At 62.8% G+C, this 21,112-nt stretch carries 17 protein-coding genes and 2 pseudogenes; 14 read left to right on the top strand and 5 right to left on the bottom strand.

Annotated features, from left to right (window positions below; genetic code table 11):
* Position 1: 1 nt before the first annotated feature.
* The 12 genes from TZ53_RS07420 (at position 2) to TZ53_RS07375 (ending at position 10,947) form a co-directional block, all read left to right on the top strand.
* Complete coding sequence (locus TZ53_RS07420; protein ID WP_044660901.1) at positions 2–2,044, top strand: 3-hydroxyacyl-CoA dehydrogenase NAD-binding domain-containing protein; 2,043 nt, start codon at positions 2–4, stop codon at positions 2,042–2,044.
* Complete coding sequence (locus TZ53_RS07415) at positions 2,041–2,493, top strand: MaoC family dehydratase (RefSeq protein ID WP_044660900.1); 453 nt, start codon at positions 2,041–2,043, stop codon at positions 2,491–2,493. Before TZ53_RS07420 ends, TZ53_RS07415 begins: the two co-directional genes overlap by 4 nt.
* 29 nt (positions 2,494–2,522) lie before the next feature.
* Positions 2,523–3,695 carry an acetyl-CoA C-acyltransferase gene (locus TZ53_RS07410; protein ID WP_044660899.1) on the top strand — a complete coding sequence of 391 codons (1,173 nt, stop codon included), beginning with the start codon at positions 2,523–2,525 and terminating at the stop codon, positions 3,693–3,695.
* Positions 3,695–4,702, top strand: coding sequence for an NADPH:quinone oxidoreductase family protein (locus TZ53_RS07405; RefSeq protein ID WP_044660898.1), 1,008 nt, complete (start codon positions 3,695–3,697; stop codon positions 4,700–4,702). The genes TZ53_RS07410 and TZ53_RS07405 overlap by 1 nt, the downstream gene beginning before the upstream one ends.
* 23 nt (positions 4,703–4,725) lie before the next feature.
* Positions 4,726–5,889 carry an MFS transporter gene (locus TZ53_RS07400; RefSeq protein WP_172668307.1) on the top strand — a complete coding sequence of 388 codons (1,164 nt, stop codon included), beginning with the start codon at positions 4,726–4,728 and terminating at the stop codon, positions 5,887–5,889.
* Positions 5,886–6,911: an NADP-dependent oxidoreductase gene (locus tag TZ53_RS07395; protein WP_052628160.1), complete on the top strand. Its 1,026-nt coding sequence runs from the start codon at positions 5,886–5,888 to the stop codon at positions 6,909–6,911. The genes TZ53_RS07400 and TZ53_RS07395 overlap by 4 nt, the downstream gene beginning before the upstream one ends.
* Before the next feature lie 59 nt (positions 6,912–6,970).
* Positions 6,971–7,861 (top strand): SDR family NAD(P)-dependent oxidoreductase, encoded by an 891-nt coding sequence (locus TZ53_RS07390; RefSeq protein WP_044660896.1) that lies wholly within the window; start codon positions 6,971–6,973, stop codon positions 7,859–7,861.
* A gap of 95 nt (positions 7,862–7,956) precedes the next feature.
* Positions 7,957–9,144, top strand: a complete 1,188-nt coding sequence (locus TZ53_RS25625; RefSeq protein ID WP_052628158.1) for a CoA transferase — start codon at positions 7,957–7,959, stop codon at positions 9,142–9,144.
* 90 nt (positions 9,145–9,234) lie between these two features.
* Positions 9,235–9,396, top strand: a complete 162-nt coding sequence (locus TZ53_RS27505) for a hypothetical protein (RefSeq protein ID WP_235600892.1) — start codon at positions 9,235–9,237, stop codon at positions 9,394–9,396.
* The gene (locus tag TZ53_RS27500; RefSeq protein WP_443216147.1) at positions 9,330–9,638 is read left to right on the top strand and encodes a glutathione S-transferase N-terminal domain-containing protein; all 309 of its coding nucleotides are present in this window, start codon (positions 9,330–9,332) and stop codon (positions 9,636–9,638) included. Before TZ53_RS27505 ends, TZ53_RS27500 begins: the two co-directional genes overlap by 67 nt.
* Before the next feature lie 17 nt (positions 9,639–9,655).
* Positions 9,656–9,862: a hypothetical protein gene (locus TZ53_RS26010; RefSeq protein WP_084694345.1), complete on the top strand. Its 207-nt coding sequence runs from the start codon at positions 9,656–9,658 to the stop codon at positions 9,860–9,862.
* 113 nt (positions 9,863–9,975) lie between these two features.
* Positions 9,976–10,947 (top strand): NAD(P)H-dependent flavin oxidoreductase, encoded by a 972-nt coding sequence (locus TZ53_RS07375; RefSeq protein ID WP_044660895.1) that lies wholly within the window; start codon positions 9,976–9,978, stop codon positions 10,945–10,947.
* 18 nt (positions 10,948–10,965) lie between these two features.
* Here the strand turns inward: TZ53_RS07375 and TZ53_RS07370 are convergent, their stop codons facing one another.
* Complete coding sequence (locus TZ53_RS07370) at positions 10,966–12,747, bottom strand: CocE/NonD family hydrolase (RefSeq protein WP_044660894.1); 1,782 nt, start codon at positions 12,745–12,747, stop codon at positions 10,966–10,968.
* A 111-nt stretch (positions 12,748–12,858) separates the two neighbouring features.
* On the bottom strand, positions 12,859–15,111 hold the full coding sequence (locus TZ53_RS07365; protein ID WP_157009790.1) for a TonB-dependent receptor: 2,253 nt from the start codon (positions 15,109–15,111) through the stop codon (positions 12,859–12,861).
* Between the two features lie 173 nt (positions 15,112–15,284).
* Here TZ53_RS07365 and TZ53_RS27495 point away from each other — a divergent pair.
* Positions 15,285–16,103, top strand: a pseudogene (locus TZ53_RS27495) (IS3 family transposase); the annotation flags it as partial.
* 40 nt (positions 16,104–16,143) lie between these two features.
* Here the strand turns inward: TZ53_RS27495 and TZ53_RS07350 are convergent.
* Positions 16,144–17,367 (bottom strand): IS256 family transposase, encoded by a 1,224-nt coding sequence (locus TZ53_RS07350; RefSeq protein WP_044660505.1) that lies wholly within the window; start codon positions 17,365–17,367, stop codon positions 16,144–16,146.
* A 69-nt stretch (positions 17,368–17,436) separates the two neighbouring features.
* Between TZ53_RS07350 and TZ53_RS26005 the strand changes: the two are divergent.
* Positions 17,437–17,808, top strand: a pseudogene (locus TZ53_RS26005) (integrase core domain-containing protein); the annotation flags it as partial.
* 70 nt (positions 17,809–17,878) lie between these two features.
* Here the strand turns inward: TZ53_RS26005 and TZ53_RS07340 are convergent.
* Entirely contained in the window at positions 17,879–20,698 is a 2,820-nt protein-coding gene (locus tag TZ53_RS07340; RefSeq protein ID WP_044660890.1) for a TonB-dependent receptor domain-containing protein, read from the bottom strand.
* On the bottom strand, positions 20,689–20,955 hold the full coding sequence (locus TZ53_RS27120; protein WP_172668306.1) for a hypothetical protein: 267 nt from the start codon (positions 20,953–20,955) through the stop codon (positions 20,689–20,691). Before TZ53_RS27120 ends, TZ53_RS07340 begins: the two co-directional genes overlap by 10 nt.
* Positions 20,956–21,112 lie beyond the last annotated feature (157 nt).

Here is a 21,112-nt window from a genome sequence, read left to right as displayed (position 1 = left end):
GATGATCGAAACGCAACGCCACGGCACCGTCCTTACAATCCGGATCGGCAATCCACCCGTCAACGCCCTGTCTGAAGATGTGCGGCGCGGCATCTATCAGGCGATAGACGCCGCGCAGAGCGATGAGGGCGTGTCCTCCATCGTGATCCACGGGGCGGGGCGGATGTTCAGCGCGGGCGCGGACATCACCGAATTCGGCAAGCCGCTCGCCGAGCCGGGCCTTGCGGTGGTGATCGACGCCATCGAAGCCAGCGCCAAGCCGGTCGTGGCCGCTATCCATGGTTCCGCGCTCGGCGGCGGGCTGGAGGTTGCGCTGGGCGCGCATTATCGCGTCGCCACCGCGAGCGCGAAGCTCGGGCTGCCCGAGGTCGCGCTGGGCCTGTTGCCCGGCGCCGGCGGCACCCAGCGGCTGCCCCGCCTTGTCGGCATTCCCGCCGCGCTCGACATGATCGTGTCGGGCAGTCCGATTTCGGGCGCGAAGGCGCTGGACATCGGTCTGGTGGACAAGATCGTGCCGGAAGCGAGCCTGGTTGAAGACGCTATCGCCTACGCCGTCACGCTCAACGCGCCGCGTCCGACGGGCGCGCGCGCCGTTTCCTTCGAGGGGGATGAGTTCGACCGGTTCGCGGAGCAGAATGCGCGCAAGATCCAGGGGCTTGATGCGCCCGAAGCCTGCATCGAGGCGGTCCGGGCAGCAACCGCCCTGCCGCTGGCCGAGGGACAGGAAAAGGAACGCAGCCTTTTCCACACGCTCATGGACGGCGCGCAGTCGAAGGCATTGCGCCATGCCTTCTTCGCTGAGCGCGCCGCCGCCAAGATCGATGGCCTGCCCAAGGATGTCGCGCTGCGGTCCATCGAAAAGGTCGGCGTGATCGGCGCGGGCACCATGGGCGGCGGCATTTCGATGAATTTCCTGTCCGCCGGGATTCCGGTCACCATCGTCGAGATGGCGCAGGAAGCGCTCGAACGCGGCACCGGCCTGATGCGGAAAAATTATGAGGCCACCGCCGCCAAGGGACGGATGACCAGCGCGCAGGTCGAAGGCGCGCTGGGGCTGCTCACGCCGACGCTGGATTTCAACGCCTTGGCGGACTGCGACCTCATCATCGAGGCCGTTTACGAAAATATGGACGTGAAGAAGGAAATTTTCGCGCGGCTGGACAGCATCGCCAAGCCGGGCGCGATCCTCGCCTCCAACACATCCTACCTTTCAGTCGATGAAATCGCGCAGGCGACGAAGCGGCCGGAAGACGTGGTCGGCCTGCACTTCTTCTCGCCCGCTAACATCATGAAGCTGGTCGAGGTGGTGCGCGGCGACAAGACCGCGCCGGATGTGCTGGCGACGGGCATGGCGACCGCGCGCAAGATCGGCAAAGTGCCGGTCGTGTCGGGCGTCTGCTTCGGCTTCATTGGCAACCGGATGCTGGACCCCCGGCTGGAGGGCGCGATGGAGATGCTGCTGGAGGGCGCGACGCCCGACCAGATCGACCGCGTCTCGGTCGCCTTCGGCATGCCGATGGGGCCGTTGCAGATGATCGACCTCGCCGGCGTCGACATCGGCTGGCACCGCGATCCCACCCGCATCGAAAGCTTGCGCGACGCGCTCAACGCCGTGGGCCGCTGGGGCCAGAAGGCGGGCGGCGGTTTCTACGATTATGACGAAAAGCGCCACCCTCTTCCCTCCCCGGTCGCGACCGGAATCATCGACGATTACCGCGCGAAGGCTGGGGTGACGCCGCGTGCCATTTCCGACGAGGAAATCATGGTCCGAACCATGCACGTCATGGTCAATGAAGGGGCCAAGATCCTGAGCGAAGGGATCGCGCAGCGTGCGTCGGACATCGATGTCGTCTGGATCTACGGCTATGGCTGGCCGCGCCATACGGGCGGACCGATGTTCTGGGCGGAGCAGGTCGGCTTCGCCAAGATCGTCGCAGATCTGGAGCGCTATGCCGATCGGCTCGGCGATGACTTTTCGCTGTCTCCCCTTCTGGTTAAGGCGGCGCGCGATGGCCGGTCGCTTGACGAGGCCAGGGCCGGATGAGCGACATGCTGGCGCGTTTGCAGGCCGACAAGGGGGTCACACACCATTCGGATTGGTTGACGGTCGATCAGGCGATGATCGACCGGTTCGCCGATGCGACGATGGATTGGCAGCATATCCATGTCGATCCGGAGCGGGCGCGCGAGACCCGCTTCGGCGGCACAATCGCGCACGGCTTTCTGGTGCTGTCGCTGCTTTCCTACCTTGAGGAGAAGACCACCGCGGCGCGGCTGCCGGATATGAAGGTGGGCGTGAACTACGGCTTTGACCGTGTGCGCTTCGTGTCGCCGGTGAAGGTAGGCAGCCGCATCCGCTCGGTTTCGACGCTTAGGAACGTGAAAGAGAAGAACCCCGGCCATTTCGAGCAGACGCAGGACATCTGCGTGGAAGTCGAAGGGCAGGAAAAGCCCGCCGTCGTCGCGACGTGGGTAACCCAGTTTTTTGTATGACCCTTCAGGGTCTGCCTAGGAGATTGAACATGCAGGACGCCGTTATCGTGTCAGCCGCGCGGACCCCCATTGGGCGCGCCTATCGCGGTGCTTTCAATGCGACGCCGTCGCCGACTCTCGCCGCGCACGCGATCCGGGCGGCGGTGGCCCGCGCCGGCATCGATCCGGCCGAAGTCGACGATGTGCTGCTGGGCGCATCGTTGCAGCAGGGCTATCAGTCCACAATCGGGCGGACGGCGGCGATGCGCGCCGGACTGCCGGTCACGGTAGCGGGCATGTCGCTCGATCGGCAATGCGCTTCGGGCCTGATGACGATCGCCACCGCAGCCAAGCAGATCATGGTCGACCGGATGAAGGTCATCGTCGCGGGCGGCGTCGAATCCATTTCTCTGGTGCAGACCGAGGAACTCAGGATCGACGAGGACCCCGAACTGGTGGCGATAGTGCCCGACATGTTCATGCCCATGCTGCAAACCGCCGAAACCGTCGCGCGTCGCTATGGCATCGGGCGCGAGCGGCAGGACGCCTACGCGCTGCGGTCGCAGCAGCGCACGGCCGCCGCGCAGCAGAATGGCGCGTTCGACGACGAGATCGTGCCTGTCGAGGCGACCATGACGGTGCGCGACAAGGCCACCGGCGCGGTGTCGTCGCAGCTCGTCACGCTGACCAGGGATGAGGGTGCCCGTCCCGAAACCACCGCCGAAGGGCTGGCTGCGCTCAGGACAGTGGTGGACGGCGGCACCGTCACCGCGGGCAATGCAAGCCAGTTGTCCGACGGCGCGGCGGCTGTGGTCGTCATGGACGCGGGCCTCGCCGCCGAGCGCGGCTTGCACCCGCTGGGCCGCTATGTCGGCATGGCGGTGGCGGGCACCGAGCCGGACGAGATGGGCATCGGCCCCGTGTTCGCCATTCCCAAGCTGCTCCAGCGCTTCGGCCTCACCATAGACGACATCGGCCTTTGGGAACTCAACGAAGCCTTCGCCGTGCAGGTCATCTACTGTCAGGACAAGCTGGGCATTCCGGAAGACCGGCTCAATGTGAACGGCGGGGCGATCTCCATCGGCCATCCTTACGGCATGTCGGGCGCGCGTCTGGTCGCGCACGCCCTGATCGAAGGACGCCGGCGCGGCGCGCGCTATGTCGTGGTGACGATGTGCGTCGGGGGCGGCATGGGCGCTGCCGGCCTGTTCGAGGTTCTGTGATGAAAGCCCTGCTCTCCGTCGATCCGGGCGGGCCGGAATCGCTGGTCCTGTCGGATGTCCCTATTCCTGATCCGGGGCCGGGCCAGTTGCGCGTGCGCGTGCTGGCCTGCGGCATCAACTATCCCGACGTTCTGGTAATTGAGGACAAATATCAGTTCAAGCCGCAACGGCCCTTCGCGCCGGGTGTCGAGGTTTCGGGCATCGTCGACGCGGTGGGCGACGGCGTGACGGGCTGGGAGCCGGGCGACAGCCTGATCGCGACGCTGGCGCAATCGAGCGGCGGGCTGGCCGAATATGCTGTGTTCGACGCGGCCGATGCGTTCAAGATTCCCGAAGGACAGGATCCCGTCGCGGCTGCGGGGCTGTTGCTCACCTATGCCACCACAATCCATGCGCTCGCTGATCGCGGCGACCTGGCCGCTGGCGAGACGCTGCTGGTGCTGGGTGCTGCGGGCGGCGTCGGGCTGGCGGCGATCGAGATCGGCAAGGTCATGGGCGCGCGCGTCGTGGCCGCCGTGTCCAGCGAGGAAAAGGCGCAGGTGGTTCTTGCCGCCGGGGCCGACGACGTCATGGTCTATGGCCGGGCGCCCTTCGACAAGGATCAGGCGCGCGCCCTCGGGCTGGCGTTCAAGGAACGGGTGGGGCCGGAGGGCGCCCATGTCATCTATGATCCTGTGGGTGGCGACTATGCCGAACCTGCGCTTCGCTGCATCGCGTGGGAAGGGCGCTATCTGGTCGTCGGCTTCCCGGCCGGGATACCCAAGATCCCGCTAAATCTGCCGCTGCTCAAATCCTGCGATGTTCGCGGCATCTTCTGGGGCGGCTTCGCCAAGCGCGCGCCGGACCATAACCGGCGCAACATCCTGCAACTGATCGACTGGTGGACGGCAGAGCGCATCACGCCCAAGATCGACCAGATTTTCCCTCTCGAACGGGGCGGCGAGGCCATCGCCCGTCTGGCAAGCCGGTCAGCGGTCGGCAAAGTCATCGTGACGATCGGCGCGTGATGAACGGCGAAGCGACCATTGGCATGTCTACGCCCCCATCGGTCGGGCTTTTGCCGGTCGCGTCCATCGTCCTCACGGGTCTGGCGAGCGCCGCCATCATCGTGGCGATGCCGGGCCTGCTCGCCGGCATGTCCACGAAACTCGGCCTGACGGACAGCCAGATCGCGCTCATCAACGCATCGGAAATGGGCGGCACGACCGCGACCACCCTTATCATCGCGGCATGGCTGAGCCGCCTCGACCGGCGCAAGGCGGCGTTCGTCGGGCTGGTTCTGATCGTTCTCGCCAATCTGGTTTCGGCATTCGCTTCGACATTCCTGTTACTCATTGGCGCCCGGTTCGTCGCGGGTCTGGCGGCGGGCGCGCTTCAGGGAATGCTGTCGGCCAGCATTGCAGCCACGCCGATACCGGACCGTATCTTCGCCATCTATCTGACGGCGAACCTGACGATGACCACCATCATGCTCGGCCTGCTGAGCCGCTTCAGCGCGGCAGGGCACCCGGAATGGCTGTTCCTGTCCGTCGTCGCGCTGGCGGTGCTGGCGATCCTGCTGCTCCGGTGGTTGCCCTCGGAACCGGTCACGCTGCAGCCCCAGGGGACGGCGGGCACAAGGTCCAGCCGGGGGTATGGCCCGGCGGTGCTGCTGGGAACGTTCATTCTGCTGGTCGGCGTCGGTCTCACCTGGCCGCTAGTGGGCGTGCTGGGGCTGGATCGCAATATGTCGGGCGAAGCGGTCGCCAGCGCCCTGTCGCTCGCGACCATAGGCGGGATCGTCGCGAGCCTGATTGTATCCGGTATCGGCGATAAAGCGGGGCGGCGGCTGCCCATATCGGCTGGCGCGGCGGGCCTGTGCGTCGCTGTGCTGATCTTCATATTTGACAGGGGACAGACGATCTTCGCGGCGGCGGCCTTCATCTTCATGTTCTGCTGGGTGCTGATCTTGCCCTATTGCGCCGGGCTGGTCGCCACGATCGATCCCAGCGGCCGCCTGTCGGTCCTGTGGGTCACGATGCAGTTTGCCGGCCTCGCCACGGGGCCGATCATCGCCGCCGGCCTGCTGCTGTCATCGGCCGATCTGCCCTTTTACGGCTCGGTTGTCTGCTTCGGCATTGCCGCTGCCCTGACCCTACATGCCGAGCGCGGATCGCGGTCGGCCCCCAAAGCTCTGGAGACTTCTTCGTTATGACAAGCACATACCGGGCATGGACGCTCGTCAAGCGCGCCCAGGGCCTGCCCAGCCGCGACCTTTTCGCGTTGCGCGACTTTGACGATGCGCCGCTCGCCGAGGGCGAGGTGCGCGTGCGGAACGTCTGGCTGACGGTCGGGCCGGCCATGCGGGTGCGGATGTCGGCGGAGACGCGCGGCTATCTGGCGCCCTATGGGCTGGGCGAGCCCATTCCGGGCTGGGCGGTCGGCGAAGTGATCGAGTCGCGATCCGCTGATTTCAAACCCGGCGACCGGGCCATGCACCAGTTCGGGATGCGCGATTACGGGCAGGGACCGGCGACCGCCTTTGAAAAATTGCCTTCGTCCGGCGCGCCCGAACATTATCTCAACGCAATGGGGTCCACCGGCTTCGTCGCCTATTACGGGCTCTTTGAAATAGCGAAAGCCAAGGCCGGAGAGACGCTGTTCGTGTCGGCTGCGGCGGGCGCGGTCGGCAGCACGGCGGTGCAGATCGGCAAGGCCATCGGCCTCACGGTCATCGGTTCCGCCGGCGGCAGCGCCAAGGGCGAGCGGTTGAAAGAGATCGGCGCGGATGCCGTGATCGATTATAAAACTCCAGGCTCGCTGGAGGAAAAGCTGGCTGCGGTAGCGCTCCAGGGTATCGACATCTATCTCGACAATGTGGGGGGCGAGCATCTCGACGCGGCGCTCGCCAGCGCGAACCCGAATGCGCGGTTCGCGATCAGCGGGATGATCGGCAGCTACAATCAGGAGCGCGCATCCGACACGATGCACCACCTCAACCGCATCGTAACGCAGCGGATCCATATCCAGGGCTATCTGCCCTATTCCGATCGCGCGGACCTGCTGGGCGGGTTTCGCGCACAGATGTCCGCCTGGATCGAGAACGGAACCGTTCGTCCGTGGCAGGAAATCCGCGACGGGCTGGAGAGCGTCCCCCAAGCGGTTGAGGAACTTTTCACCGGCGGTTTCTCGGGGAAGCCGCTCATTCGTCTCAACACCGAAGGCGCGCGGCCTTGACCGGCGCGGCCCCTTCGCCCTCCGCAGGCAGCGGAGCCAGCCATCGAAAGGATGACTTCATGACAGCCCCTCTCATTTCGCTTTCCGGGCGTGTCGCTCTGGTGACCGGCGCGGGTCAGGGTCTTGGGCGCGCCCATGCCCTTGCGCTGGCGCGGCACGGCGCCATGGTCGCGGTGAACGATCTGTCGCAGAAAGACGCCGAGGCGGTCGCGCAGGAGATTATCGCCGCTGGCGGACAGGCCACGGCCTGTGCGGCCAATGTCGCCGATCCTGCAAGCGTGACCGCGATGATCGACGGAATCGTGGCGCAGTGGGGACGGGTGGACATACTCGTCAACAATGCCGGCATCTTACGCGACCGCACCTTCGCCAAGTCGACCATCGAGGATTTCCGAACGGTGATCGACGTCAACCTGATGGGATCGGTCCACTGCACGCACGCCGTCTGGAACCTGATGCGTGAGCAGGGCTATGGCCGGATCGTGTTCACCACATCCTCGTCGGGACTTTACGGCAATTTCGGGCAGGCGAATTACAGCGCGGCCAAGATGGCGCTGGTCGGCCTGATGCAGACGCTGGCGATCGAAGGAGAGCGATACGGCATCCATGTCAATTGCCTCGCCCCCAGCGCGGCAACCGGTATGACCAGCGGCCTCTATGATAGTGGCGACCTTGCCCGGCTGGGCAGCGATATGGTCGCTCCCGCAGTCGTGGCGCTTTCAGCCGGCGAAGCGCCGAGCCGGGCCATCGTTCTAGCGGGAGCGGGGCGCTTCGCGCGGGCGCATGTCACGATGACCAACGGCGCTTATCTGATCGGGGAAGAGGATATGGCGGCGGCGATTTTGTCGCAGATGGACAGGATCGGCGACCGGGCGGGCGAGCATGTGCCGGCGTCGGGACCGGAGCAGCACCGCAGGGAAGTCGCCGGGCTGCAAGAACTCGTGCGGTAATTCCGTTGCCGGACATGAGGGGATATGGGAAGAGGTTTCTGAAGCTCTAAAGGGTTCTCGATCTGTGCGATCACCGGGGGCTACTGGCCGGGCATATGCTGGCGCAGATGGGCGCGGACGTGGTGCAGGTGGAGTCCGAAGGGGGGAACCCCGCCCGGCGGCTCGCGCCCTTCGCACCCGACTGGGCCGAAGGCGAGGAGTCCTTGTTCTGGGCCACCTATGCGGCGGGCAAGCACTCCATCGTCGCCGATCCCGGTGGGGACAAGGCGTTGTGGGATCGTCTGCTGCAATCGGCCGATATATTGATCGAATCCCGCACCCCTGCGGAAGGGCCGCCAGCCTGGCTCGATCCGGGCGGGCTGGAAGGCCCCAAGCATGACTGGCCGGACAGCGAAATCACCCTCTGGGCGGCGGGTGGTCCGCTGTGGATGACGCGCGGCCATGACGACCGGCCTTTACGCATCAGCGTCCCGCAAGCCTGTATCCATGCGGGCGCGACCGCCGTCAGCGCGGCGCTGATCGCTCTGGCCGACCGCGCCCGCACGGACCGAGGGCAGCATGTCGATCTCGCGGTCGTGCAGACGCTGCCTCAGTGCACGCTGGGGGCGGTGCTCGCCGAAGGGGTGGGGCATGCCGATTTCGTACCGCGCAGGAAGGCGGGGGACGAGCATGTCGTGGACTTGAGCGGCAGCGGGTCGATCACGCGCAAGTCCAAATGGACGGTGTCGGACGGTCTGGCGGAGATGCACCTGGGCATCGGGCCAGCCGCCGGTCCAGCGTCCAACAAGCTGATGACATGGATGCGCGACGAGGGCTGGTTCCATCCCCTATTCGGCAACTGGGACTGGAGCAGGCTTCATGAGAAGATCATAGCCGGGGAGGTGAGCGGAGCCGATCTCGATGCGGTTCGGGCCTGGGTGCAATCCATTCTCGCTACGCGGCACAAGGATGAGCTGGTCGGCGTCGCGATCGAGCGCGGGGTCCGCATCGCGCCTATCCTGACGGTGGCCGATCTGGCCGAGAGCGCCCAATTTGCAGCGCGAGACTTCATCGAGACCTTTGGTCCTTTCGGTCCTTGCAAGATGCCGGGGGCTTTTGCCCGTGACTGTCCTGAAGGATTTGTGTGGCCTCGTCCCCCCCCCCCCCCCCCCGGGCTGGGCGAGCATGACGTGGAAGTCGGGACGAGTGGCTCGCGGGGAGGCGGTCGCCGCCTTCTCCCGCTAAGGCTAGAGACGCGATCGGGCAACCGCTGGGGGAACTCCGCCTTATGGCCGGGACAATGATCGCGTGCTGCGCGGGATATTGGGCTATGGCGAGGATCGACTGGGCGCTCTGGCGGCGGTTGAAGCTTTGGTTTGAACAAGGGTGAGGCCGTGATCCAACTCTATCATTGTGATGGCGCGCGTTCGTTTCGCGCGCTGTGGATGCTGGAAGAGCTGAGCGCAGCCTACAGGTTGCACATGCTGCCATTCCCGCCCCGGTTTCGCGCGCCCGATTATCTGGAGATCAACCCGCTGGGGACCTTCCGTTCCTAATCGTTGATGGGGCGGCGATGAGCGAATCCTCTGCCATCACGCAATATTTGGCGGACACGCATTCTGAAGCCGGGCTGTCGGTCGCGCCATCCGACCCTGCCTATGCCGACTATCCCAACTTCCTGCACATGGGGGAGGCGACGCTCACCGTTCCGCAGACGCTATATTTTCGATATACGATGCTGGAGCCGTCGGAGCGCCCAATGCCCAAGTGGCGGAGGATTATCGGCGCTGGGTCCTAAAGCGTCTCGAAGCTGCGATGGGCATGATGCACGGGCGGGACCATGCGTGCGGCGGTCGTTCTACCGCAGCCGATATCTCGGTGGGTTATGCCATCAAGTTCGCGGAGGCGCTGGGCCTTGGCGATGATCTCCCTCCGGCCGGGGTGGAGTATTTCCGCAGGCTCGAAGCCCGCCCAGCCTATCAGCGAGCGATGGCGGTCGAGCGGGAGAATGCAGTGGAATGACGCCGCCAGGCGCGTGCCTCTGCCCGAATTGCGACCATAAAATTGCGCGATTGAGTCATGGCGGGGTGGCGCAGGCTAGATTATCACCGCTCACCAGTTTTCAGGAAATCCTCATGCAGACACGCATCACTGAGTTGTTCGGCATCCAATATCCCATCGTTCAGGGGGGCATGCATTTTGTCGGCAAGGCTGAACTGGCGGCGGCTGTATCGGAGGCTGGTGGCCTTGGCATATTGACCGCATTGACGCAGCGGACGCCTGCGGATCTGGCGGCGGAAATCGACAAGTGCCGCGCCATGACCGACAAGCCGTTCGGCGTTAACCTCACCTTCCTGCCGGTCGTGAACGCGCCCGACTACCTGGGCTATGTGAAGGTGATCTGCGAGAAGGGCATTCCGGTCGTCGAAACTGCGGGGAACAACCCCATCGAGCATCTGCCCGCGCTCAAGGCGGCGGGTGTCAAGATCATCCACAAATGCACCTCGATCCGCCATGCGCTGAAGGCGCAGGACATCGGGTGCGATGCCGTCAGCGTCGATGGTTTCGAGTGTGGCGGGCATCCCGGTGAGGATGACGTGCCGGGCCTCATTTTGTTGCCGCTGGCAGCGAAGGCGCTTTCGGTTCCCTTCATCGCGTCGGGCGGGATGGCGGACGGCAAGTCGCTCGTCGCCGTGCTCGCGTTGGGCGCTGAAGGGATGAACCTGGGCACGCGCTTCGTGGCGACGCAGGAAGCGCCGGTGCACGATCGCGTCAAGCAAGCCATCGTCCAGGCCGGGGAGCGTGACACGCGCCTCATCATGCGCCCGCTCAGGAACACCGAGCGGGTGCTGCGGAACCCTGCCGTGGATCAGGTGATCGAGAAGGAACGGGCGCTGGGTCACAGCATCCGGTTCGAGGATATCGCCGAGCAGGTGGCGGGTGTCTATTACCGCATCATGGTCGATGGCGAGGTCGATGCGGGAGCCTGGAGTTGCGGCATGGTCGCAGGGCTGATCGACGATATCCCGACGGTGAAGCAGCTCATCGACCGTATCGTGGACGAGGCGAAATCGATCGTGGCGGAACGGCTGGCGGCGGTCTTCTGACGCTATCGGGGGCGCCGTTCAGCGTGCCCCAGGAATGACCGGCAGCAGGATGCGGGATGGGTACGTTTCGTCATGAAGCACCTGCTGATGCGCGATTTTCGCCTCGGCCAGGGTGCCGCCCCATTCGTCCCAGATGTTGAGGTTGCGCGCCCAGCGAGGGAAGCAGCTGCTGGTGACATCAAGCTGCAAACGATGCCCCGCCTTGAACAGATTGCTGGTCGGCAGGAGCTCTATACGCAGAAGATAGGGCTTGCCGGGTTCCAGCGGCGTCGCCGGACGAGTGGGGTTGTCGGGATTGTCGCGATAGCGGGCGCGGATGATGCCGTCGGTGATGAGGCGTGCCGTGCCGTCCGGATGCACGTCCACCAGTCGAGCGACGAAATCGGTGTCGACCACATCGGTCTTCACCCACAGCTCGACAAAGGGCGTACCGGTGACTTCGATGTCCTCATCCAGAATATCGGATGTATAGACGAGTATGTCATCGCGCTTCTCGATCACATTCTGGTCGCTGCCGCCCGGAACGCAGCTTACGCCGAACACCGCGCCGCCGCGCGTGGGCACGGGATTTGCCGGGTCGTAGACGAAGGCGTCGGGTGGTCCGCCGCTGCCCTGTTGCGGTGACAGGACGCCATCGCCCTCGCTCGTATTGGCCTGGCCGCCGCTCGACAGATACCAGGGCGTGACGACGGTGCGCGCTATCGGCCATTCTTGTTCGTCGCGCCACCTATTCGCGCCCATGATCCAGATCTTGACCGGCGCTTCCGTGTTCCCCACTACGTTCAGCTCGGAAAAATAACGGGCGGCGAGACCCATATGGCCGAAGGGATTGAGCGCCTGGATCGCGGCGGAGCTGGGCGAGATCTGTTCCCCGGTCATCTTGCTTTGGGGATGATGCGCCCATGGGCCGACGATCAAGCGGCTTTTCTGTCGCGCCGATTCGCTGCCGCCTTTGGAGCATAGGCCGACGAACTGGTCGATCGATCCCCGGATGAAGATGTCATACCAACCCGCTACGATCAGCGCGGGCACGCTGATGTTCTCATATTCGTTCGACCGGACGCTGGCCTTCATCGATGGATCGTTCGCGCCATTTTTGAGCAGATCGAAAAGCTGAGCGCCCTGAATGCTGTTCGCTACAGGCGTGAACCGGTCGAGCGGGAGATGGTCATAGCCGTCCCGCGCCAGCGCTTCGAGCCACGCGGCAGCGCGCGTGACGGCTTCGGCCTTGGCCTCGGGAGAGTCCCAGTCGCGGCGCATCAATGCTTCCACGCCGAGCATTGTCCACCAGTAACCGTTCAGCTCCAGCTCGAAGACGCCGCTACAATAGATGAAGGAGCGGTTGAAATGGCCCACCGGCACGATCGGGTTGATAGCCTGAAGTGCGGGAGGCTGTTGAGCTGCTGCCGCCCATTGAACGAAACCCAGATAAGATGGCCCGCTCATATAGACTTTGCCGTTGGCGTAGGGGAGGGCAGCGGCCCATTCGACGGCTTCCGCGCCATCCCGTCCCTCATCGACCCATGGCTGGAAATCATCCTTACCGTCTGATGTCCCGCGACCGCGCACATCCTGGATGATGGTGACATAGCCGTGCCGCGCGCCGTGCGTCAGGTCGGTCGTGAAGCCCGGCGCGACCGCCTTGCCATAGGGCGTGCGGGCGAGAATAACCGGCCATCGACCTTCGCCGGCCGGCCGCGCTACGTCGGCGCGGAGCACCGTTCCGTCACTCAGCGTGCATGGAACGTCATAATGGATCACCACGTCCTTCGGAGCGGCAGCCGGATCAAAGGACGACATAGTTGCAGACACTCCAGAGGCTTTGCATTTTTTTAGCAAATCCGGCCGGCAAAGTCCGCTTCGCCGGCCGGAATCACCTGTTCATAATTCCAGTCGAGCCCGTCGGGTCGACTAGAAATGATAGCCCACCGACATGCCCACCTGGCGTCCCGGCTGATATTGGCCAAGCGCAAGCGAACCGATGATGGAAGACACGACGATGACGTTGCCCTTCACCTGCTCGTTGGTGACATTCTTGACGAAGAGACTGCCCGTCAGACGCCCATTGTCGCTCTCATAGTTCAGGAACAGGTTGAGCTTGCCCACCGATTTCTGTGAGGAAATGGGCAGGTTGAACTCAGTGAAATAGACGCGCGATTTCCAGTCGTAGCGGGCGCCGAGCGTGACCTTCCCCGTTGAGGTCGGAATATCATAATAGCCGCCCAGGCTGCTCGTATATTTGGGCGATTGCGGCAGGGCATTGCCCGACAGGTCGATCGAACATGGAACAGAGCCTACGCCCGTGCCCGGATCGCACGTCGTAGGCCGCGACGAGTCGGCCGTCTGGAACTGGTCGAACGACGCATTCAGATAGGCGGCTGACCAGTCGATGCGGAAGACATCGGCCAGGCGCAGGGACGTTTCCAGTTCGACACCATAGACCGTGGCCTTGGCCGCATTGGTGACGGAGGAGGAGACGCCGACGATCTGGTTCACCTGTAAGTCGTCATATTTCATGTAGAATGCGGCAATATTGGCTTGCAGGGTGCGGTTGAAGAAATTGCCCTTCAGTCCCGCTTCGTAGTTCGCGTTGGTTTCCGGACGGAAGGATGGCGCCAACGTGCCCGCCGAATAGCCGCCACCCTTGAAGCCAGTCGAATATTTGAGATAGCCGTCAAGCGTGGGGTTGAACGCATAGGACGCGCCCAGTTCGTATGTCAGCCGATCCCATTTCGATGTGGACGACTGAAGCGTGCCGCCATTGATGAAGTTGTTATACTGAACGACCGACTTCTTGTCGCGGGTGTAGCGCAGACCGGCGAACAGCTTGAAATCAGGCGTGAACGCATATTGGGCCCGCCCGAACGCGGCATAGGATGTGGTGATGAGCGGAACCGCGCCGCCGAACACGGTGATGTCGTAGAGCGTGACGCCGCCGCCCAGAGGCGCTTCAGCGATCGGCACCTCGATCGCCTGTTCGAGGCGCTCGCGGAAATAGTTGACGCCCAGCAGATAAGTGAACGGCTTGGCGTTGTCGGAGGTATAGATAAGCTCGTTATATGTCTGGCGCGCGGTGTTCTTGAAGGATGCATAGGTATCCTCCGCCGCTGTGCCGTCGCCGTCCGAGACGTTCAGCAGCTTGGAGTCGGCGTAGGACAGCAGCGCCTTCAGGTTCCCGCCGCCAAGCGCCCAATTGAGGGTCAGGTTGGCGTTGAAAGCGTGAACCTTGCGATAATTGATGTTGGCGAACACTTCGCGATCGCCGACATCGCCGCGCGATTGCCCGACCAGGATTGCCGGCAGAGGAATGGTCGGATCGGGCGTTCCCTCCAGGAAGCTCGCTGGCCCGTTGGAATCGTCATTGGCATATTCCAGCAAAACTCGCGCATTGAACGAGTCCGACGGCTCCCATTTGATCTGGCCGCGAATGGACTGGTTCTTCGCATCGTCGAGGCGGTTGGGGCCATTGGGGAGGAGATTGCGCGTAAAGCCGCGATTATATGTCTGCTGCGCCGCGATGCGGCCGCTGAGCGTTCCCGATTCGTTGAGCGCGCCGTTGATGAAGCCGGAAAGCTGGAATAGGGCGGGATCGACGCCTGCCGTCAGGTCGAAGCCATAATGGGTCTCTGCCGTCGGCTCGTTCGGAACCACGTTGATGACGCCGCCGGTGGCGTTGCGCCCGAACAGGGTGCCCTGCGGCCCGCGGAGGATTTCCACGCGCGCGAGATCGAGGAAAGTGGCAAGGGTCAGCGATGGCTGGCCGATATAGACTCCGTCGGAATGGATGGCGACGCCGGAGTCCTGGCCTGCGTTGATCTGCTGGTTGCCAATGCCGCGAATTGTGATGTTCGACGAATTATAGCTATTGCCGATCTGAATGTTCGGGCTTGGCCCGACGAGATCGTTGAGGCTCTTCGTCTGGGCGGCCTCGAGCTTCTGTCCGGCATAGGCGGACACGGCGATGGGCGTTTTCCGGACCGTGTCGCTCCGGCGGGACGCGGTGACGATGATTTCGCCGAGACTTTGCGAAGACAGATCCTGCGCGGGCCTCGCTGTCGTGGCCGCCGGTTCGCTGGCTGGCTGCGCGGGTGACATGTCGGCCTGAGCCAGCGCGGCGTGCGACACGCATGACCCGCAGATGGCAATGAGCAATCGGTAGCGCAATTTCCCCTCCTTTTATTGTTGCTGCCACCTTTTAGAGGGGCTCCATATAGGCTTGGAATGATGGATGCCCACAAAGTGGAGGTGTTAATTTCTCGCATTCGACTGGTCTGTCTTGGAAAAACTGGTCCAATTCTGGAGAGAGCCCGTTTCGGGCATGAGAATTGGAGAAATGTATGGGACGTCAGAGGTTTACGCCGGAGCAGATCATAGCGAAGCTGCGTGAAGTAGAGGTGATTGTGGGGCGAGGCGGCACAGCGGTGGAGGCTTGTCGCCAGATCGGGATCGCGGAACAGACGCTATATCGATGGCGCAAGGAATATGGCGGGATGAAGGTCGACCAGGCGCGGCGAATGAAGGATCTGGAGCGCGAGAATGCGCGGCTGAAGAAGCTGGTGGCCGACCTCGCGCTCGACAAGGCGATCCTGCAAGAGGCGTCGAAGCTGATTTTTTGAGTCCCTCCGTCGCCGTGAGGCGATCGAGCAGGTCCGTCGCGCGTTGCCGGTATCGGAGCGACGGACCTGCCGTGTTCTGGGCCAGCATCGTTCGACACAGCGCCATCCACCGAAGGATGATGCCGACGAGCGGCGGCTGACAGCCGACATCATCGCGCTGGCCAAGGACTATGGCCGGTATGGCTATCGCAGCATCCATGCCTTGCTGGGCCAAGCGAGCTGCAGGTCAGCCTGTCGGTGGTCGAGCGTCTCTGGCGGCGGGAGGGTCTTAAAGCGCCGAAGCGGCAACCGAAACGGCGGCGGCTCTGGCTCGGCGACGGATCGTGCATCCGGCTGCGCCCGGAGTATCGCGGGCATGTGTGGTCCTACGACTTCGTCGAGGATCAGATGCACAACGGTCGTAAGTTCCGGATGCTTAACATTATCGACGAGTTCAGCCGGGAATGCCCGGCGTTGGTGCCGCTGCGGCGCTTCCGGTCGAACGACGTGATTGACGTGCTGGGCGATCTGTTCATCGAGCATGGGCCGCCCGAGCATATGGGACTGTCAGGAATTTCGTGTGCGGCGAGGCGGTTGACCATCAGGCCGTCATGGCCCTGATGAAGCGTTCGCCGAAGAGAACGGCAAATTGAGCCTTCGCCATGTTCCACTCGCGCGGCGGCATTTTCCACTCTTTTTCCGATCGGTTCAAGATCAGATAGAGCAGCTTGGTGGCGGCCTCATCGTTGGGGAAATGACCTCGCGCACGAACGGCGCGGCGGAGCTTTGAATTGAGGGCCTCTATCGAGTTTGTCGTGTAGACGATCCGCCTGACTTCTTCAGGAAACGCGAAAAATGGGATGACTTCGGGCCACGCCCTGCGCCAGCTCTGGCCGATAGCCGGATAGCGTTGCCCCCAGAAGCCCGCTTCGAAGGCCGTCAGCGCTTCCTCGGCGGCTACGGCATCGACGGCGCGGTAGATGGCCTTCAGAGCTGCCCCAAGCGCCTTACGGTCTTTCCATGCCACGAAATCCATCGAGTTCCGCAGCAGATGGACGATGCATGTTTGAACCATCGCTTCGGGGAAGACGGCGGTGATGGCGTCGGGAAAACCCTTCAGGCCATCGACGACGGCCAGCATGATATCCTCGACACCGCGGTTGCGCAGTTCGTTCATGACGCGCAGCCAGAACTTGGCGCCTTCATTCTGCTCCAGCCATAACCCCAGGACCACCTTGGTGCCGTCGGCCATGACGCCCAGGGCAATATGGATCGCCTTGTTGCGGACCATGCCTTCGTCGCGGATCTTGACCCGGATCGCATCGAAGAAAACCAGCGGATAGGCTGGGTCCAGCGGGCGTTGCTGCCAGGCTGTGACCTCCTCCAACACCGCGTCCGTGATCGTGCTGATCAGGTCGGGCGAGGCCTCGATGCCATACAGTTCGCGCAGATGCCCGGTGATCTCCCGGGTGCTCATGCCGCGCGCGTACATCGAAATGATTTTGTCGTCGAAGCCGGGGAAGCGTCGCTGGTATTTGGCAATCAACTGCGGATCGAAGCTGCCAGCCCGATCGCGTGGCACCTCGATCTCGATCCGTCCTCCGTCGGTCGTCACTGTCTTGCGGCCATAGCCGTTCCGGCTGTTGTTCCCTTGCTCCTCCTGGCCAAGATGGTGATCCATCTCCGCATTGAGCGCACGTTCGGCAAAAGCCTTCTTCAGGGAATCAAGCAGGCCGCCCTGGCTGAGCGCTGCCGCCGCGTCAGTGCCGGCAAGCAGCTGATCGAGAATGTCGTTCGGTATCGAGGGTTCTTTGCGTCGTGACATATTGGGTCTCCTTGTTACCCATTATGCCTCGCCACACACGAAATTCCTGACAGTCCCGAGCATATCAGATCCGATAACGGCATCCAGTTCGCTGAGCAGCCCTGCAACCGGAACACCGCCTTCCCGCGTCAAATGCGCTTTGACATGATCTGCGAGGCGAACGGTATCGAGCATCGCCTCACCAAGCCGAACCATCCATGGACTAACCCAGGTCGAGCGGATGAACCGCACCATCAAGGACGCGACCGTCAAACGCTTCCACTACGACAGCCACGAGCAGCTACGCGCACACCTTGCCGATTTCATCGCTGCTTACATTTCGGTCGCTGGCTCAAGACCCTCAGCGGCCTCACACCCTACGAATATATCGCCAAAATCTGGACTTCACAGCCCGATCGAATCATAATCAACCCGATCCACCAGATGCCGGGATTGAACACCTATGGTAGGTTGATCGCGCCTGAGGGCGCGCCCGGCGGACGCGCCCGTTCGTTTTCAAGCGTTTGAATTGTTACATCTTGTAGGACAAGCGCAGATAGCCGAACTGCCCCGGCACGTCGTAGCTGGTCGTGTCGAAATTCGCGCCGTCGCATGTTCCGCAAAGCGGCGGATCCTTATCGAACACATTGTTGACGCCGATTGTCAGGCGGGTGCGATGATCCAGCCAGTCAGGCGAGAAATAGGCCTGGATGTCCCCGTAGAAGGTCGCCTTCATGACATGGCCGTCGCTTTCAGTGACCTTGCTGAGATAGCGGCCGGTGAAGGACAATCCATAGCTTTCGGTCGAGTAGTCCAGCGTGGCGTTCGCCTTGAAATGCGGATAGGCCTGATCGCTCGCCCCGCACCGCTCCGTACCGGCGCACTTGATCGTCGGCGCGCCCAGATCCGCTGGGGGCTTGATGTTGTACTTCAGCAAATAAGCGGCGTTGATGTTGAGACCGATGGAGCCGTTGCCGATCATCTTCGAGCGGTAGTTCAGAGTGCCGTCAATCCCGTCGGTTTCAATCGCGTTGAGGTTCTGGAGCACGCCGTCGATGCCCGCGACCGCACCGCTGCCGGTACGGGTGATCGCGGCACAGCTGATCGGATCGGCCTCGAACGCGCAACGCTGGAGCGTGAGCGTGGCGGGCACCGAGTCGATCGCATTCTTCAGCTTGATCGTGTAGTAATTGACCTCGATGCTGAACGCGCTGGCGAAGCTGTCGCGTGCCCAGGCCGGGCTATAGACGCCGCCTGCGGTCCAAGTCTTGGATGTTTCCGGCTTCAGACCCGTAAAGCCCTGCGAGAAAACGCCCAACTGACCGCCCTGCGGTTCGGCATAGCTGCCGCTGGCAGGGACGCCATTGGCAATGCAATTCGCCCGGACGGTCGCGTTGGTCTGCCATGGGCTGCCCGGCACATTCGTGCAGGGATCGTTGATCGTCGCGTCAGTGCGCGAACGGCCGGCATAGAGTTCACCAATGCTGGGCGCGCGAAGGCTTTCGGCATAACCGCCGCGCAGGAGCAGATCGCGGGTCGGCTTCCACAGGCCCGAAACCGTGTAGGTGGTGTTGCTGCCGAAGCTGGAATAGTTGGAATGGCGCACCGCGCCGTCCAGTTCCAACTTCTGGAAAAAGGGCGTGTCGGACAGGATGGGGATGCGCAGTTCGCCATAGAATTCATCGACATTGAAGCCGCCGCGTGCAGGGCTGGTCGGCACGTCCGCCCCCAGGCCCGCTGTGATGATCGGGTCGGGAGTATAGGATGCCTGCTGATCGCGATGCTCATAGCCGACAGCGAAGCCCACCGCGCCGCCAGGCAGGTCGAACAGGTCGCCCGACAGGTTGGCGGTGACGTCCCACAATTCCTGTTCGCTGCGGTCGCGCTCGTCGAAGGTCACATAATCGAGCATTGCCTGAGTTATCGACCCGGCACCGCCGAAGATATTGAACGGTACGCAAGCGCCGGTACAGGCGCCGACTGGCCCCAGCGCCTGGGCGAGCCTGGCAGCGTTGAGGTTACCCGTGAAGACTTGGTGCGCATTATTGGTGCCATAGCTGCCATTGACGTCCCAATACCATTTATGATCGCCGACATCGAACGTGCCTTCCAGCGTGGCCGCCATTGTGAGCGTATCGACTTCCTGGCTGAAGATGCGCGGTCCGCCCTCTACGAAGCGGCGGCGGATCGTCGAATAGTTAGCCGATCCCGGATCGGCCGAGAGCGTGACACCAAATGGATTATAGGGGTTGCTGGCATCGACCGAGATCGTGTCCAGCAGGTTGCCGTTACCCGCATCGGGCCCGATGAACAGCGGTAGGAACGCTGCTTGCGTGGTCGACTCGCGGTGCTGATAGACCAGCCTTGTCCGCAGGCTGACAGCGTCGGAAAATTCAAACTTGCCGTTCAGAAAGGCGCCATAACGCTTCGAGGGCGTCAGCAGATAATTATAAGGCGCGAAGTTGAAAGAGTCCGTTGCGGACACATAGGTGCGATAGTCGCTCAGCGCCGGCGCACGGCCTATGATCGGATTGCTCAACGTCAGGCTTTGTCCCAGCACGTCGTAGCGGCCGTTGGGCGTGGCGCTGGAACAACCGCCATCCGCGCAACTGCTACCGCCGGCGGCGGGCCATTGCGAGATCGAGCGGTCGGCGGTGCTGACGCCTTCCTGCTTCACATAATTGCCGCCAAAGACGATCGACACGCGATCGGACTGGATCCCGTAACTGGCGTTGATGTCGTAGGTGTGTCCGTCGCCCTGACGATAGGTGCCGAACTGGGCCGACATGTCGAGGCCCTTTTGCGACTGGCGGGTGATGATGTTCACCACGCCCGCAACCGCGTCCGAGCCATAGAGCGGGGAAGCACCTGACTGCAGCACTTCCACCCGCTCAATCATGCTCTGCGGAATGGTGTTGAGATCAACCGAGGCCGGAATGCCGCCAGCCGCCGATCCGTTGACGTAGCGCATACCGTCGACCAGCACGAGTGTCCGCTTGGCACCCAGATAGCGCAGGTCAATTTCGGCTGAACCCGAACTCACGCCGGTGCCGTCGGGCGGCCCACCGATATTCCCCGCATTGTTGGTCTTGGTGTTGAGGCCGCCTGCGGCGCTTGGGATACGTTGCAGCACGTCGGCGATCGAGGTCAGGCCGGTCCGCGCGATGGATTCCTGATCCACCGTGACGATGGGTTTGTCTTGTTCGGTGGGATCCCGGCGAATGCGCGATCCGGTGACGATGATGGCGTTGCCGTCATCGGCCTGCGGAACAGCGGACTGCGCTAATGCCGGCGCAGTCGCTCCAAGAACCGAAAGCATGACGCCGCAATACAAGGTATTTTTCAATCGCATGATTTTACCCCTTGATCGTCGTTCCCTGGAGTGGAGTGTTGCTGCTCTGCTGCCGGCTGGCAATCGCACTTCTGTTGCGGCGCACAACCTATGTCGGTTTTTTGTAATATGTTGCTACTTGGCAACAAACTGTTCGTCGCGCCTTTTCCACGATTGAACAGGCCGCCCGCTTTGCTCATGTTCGTCATGAAGAGTTGATCGAAAAGCTGCAGATTGTAGCAACCCTTCTGGAGCGTAAAAGAGTCCCGCTCTCGCATGCGCTCGCTGAAGCATCGGCGTCAAGGATACGGTGGCCGTAGTGGCTTGAAGTATAGAGACTGATCCGGCATATTGCTTTCAGGTTAGACACACCATGAATATCTTTATCTAAAAGACTATTTTGATCGCTTTGTTATTTGTGGACAGCTTCTGTCG

The organism is Sphingobium sp. YBL2, assembly GCF_000943805.1.
Classification (GTDB): domain Bacteria; phylum Pseudomonadota; class Alphaproteobacteria; order Sphingomonadales; family Sphingomonadaceae; genus Sphingobium; species Sphingobium fuliginis.
The sequence above is the reverse complement of the archived record's forward strand: the minus strand, read 5'-3'. Positions and strand labels throughout refer to the sequence as shown.

Coding starts and splice junctions, on each gene's coding strand:
- TZ53_RS07350 (WP_044660505.1), bottom strand. CDS start 17,367: ATGTCACGACGCAAAGAACCCTCGATACCGAACGACATTCTCGATCAG.
- TZ53_RS26010 (WP_084694345.1), top strand. CDS start 9,656: ATGGGCATGATGCACGGGCGGGACCATGCGTGCGGCGGTCGTTCTACC.
- TZ53_RS25625 (WP_052628158.1), top strand. CDS start 7,957: ATGCTGGCGCAGATGGGCGCGGACGTGGTGCAGGTGGAGTCCGAAGGG.
- TZ53_RS27120 (WP_172668306.1), bottom strand. CDS start 20,955: ATGCGAGAGCGGGACTCTTTTACGCTCCAGAAGGGTTGCTACAATCTG.
- TZ53_RS07375 (WP_044660895.1), top strand. CDS start 9,976: ATGCAGACACGCATCACTGAGTTGTTCGGCATCCAATATCCCATCGTT.
- TZ53_RS07405 (WP_044660898.1), top strand. CDS start 3,695: ATGAAAGCCCTGCTCTCCGTCGATCCGGGCGGGCCGGAATCGCTGGTC.
- TZ53_RS07390 (WP_044660896.1), top strand. CDS start 6,971: ATGACAGCCCCTCTCATTTCGCTTTCCGGGCGTGTCGCTCTGGTGACC.
- TZ53_RS07395 (WP_052628160.1), top strand. CDS start 5,886: ATGACAAGCACATACCGGGCATGGACGCTCGTCAAGCGCGCCCAGGGC.
- TZ53_RS07420 (WP_044660901.1), top strand. CDS start 2: ATGATCGAAACGCAACGCCACGGCACCGTCCTTACAATCCGGATCGGC.
- TZ53_RS07415 (WP_044660900.1), top strand. CDS start 2,041: ATGAGCGACATGCTGGCGCGTTTGCAGGCCGACAAGGGGGTCACACAC.
- TZ53_RS07340 (WP_044660890.1), bottom strand. CDS start 20,698: ATGCGATTGAAAAATACCTTGTATTGCGGCGTCATGCTTTCGGTTCTT.
- TZ53_RS07370 (WP_044660894.1), bottom strand. CDS start 12,747: ATGTCGTCCTTTGATCCGGCTGCCGCTCCGAAGGACGTGGTGATCCAT.
- TZ53_RS07400 (WP_172668307.1), top strand. CDS start 4,726: ATGTCTACGCCCCCATCGGTCGGGCTTTTGCCGGTCGCGTCCATCGTC.
- TZ53_RS07410 (WP_044660899.1), top strand. CDS start 2,523: ATGCAGGACGCCGTTATCGTGTCAGCCGCGCGGACCCCCATTGGGCGC.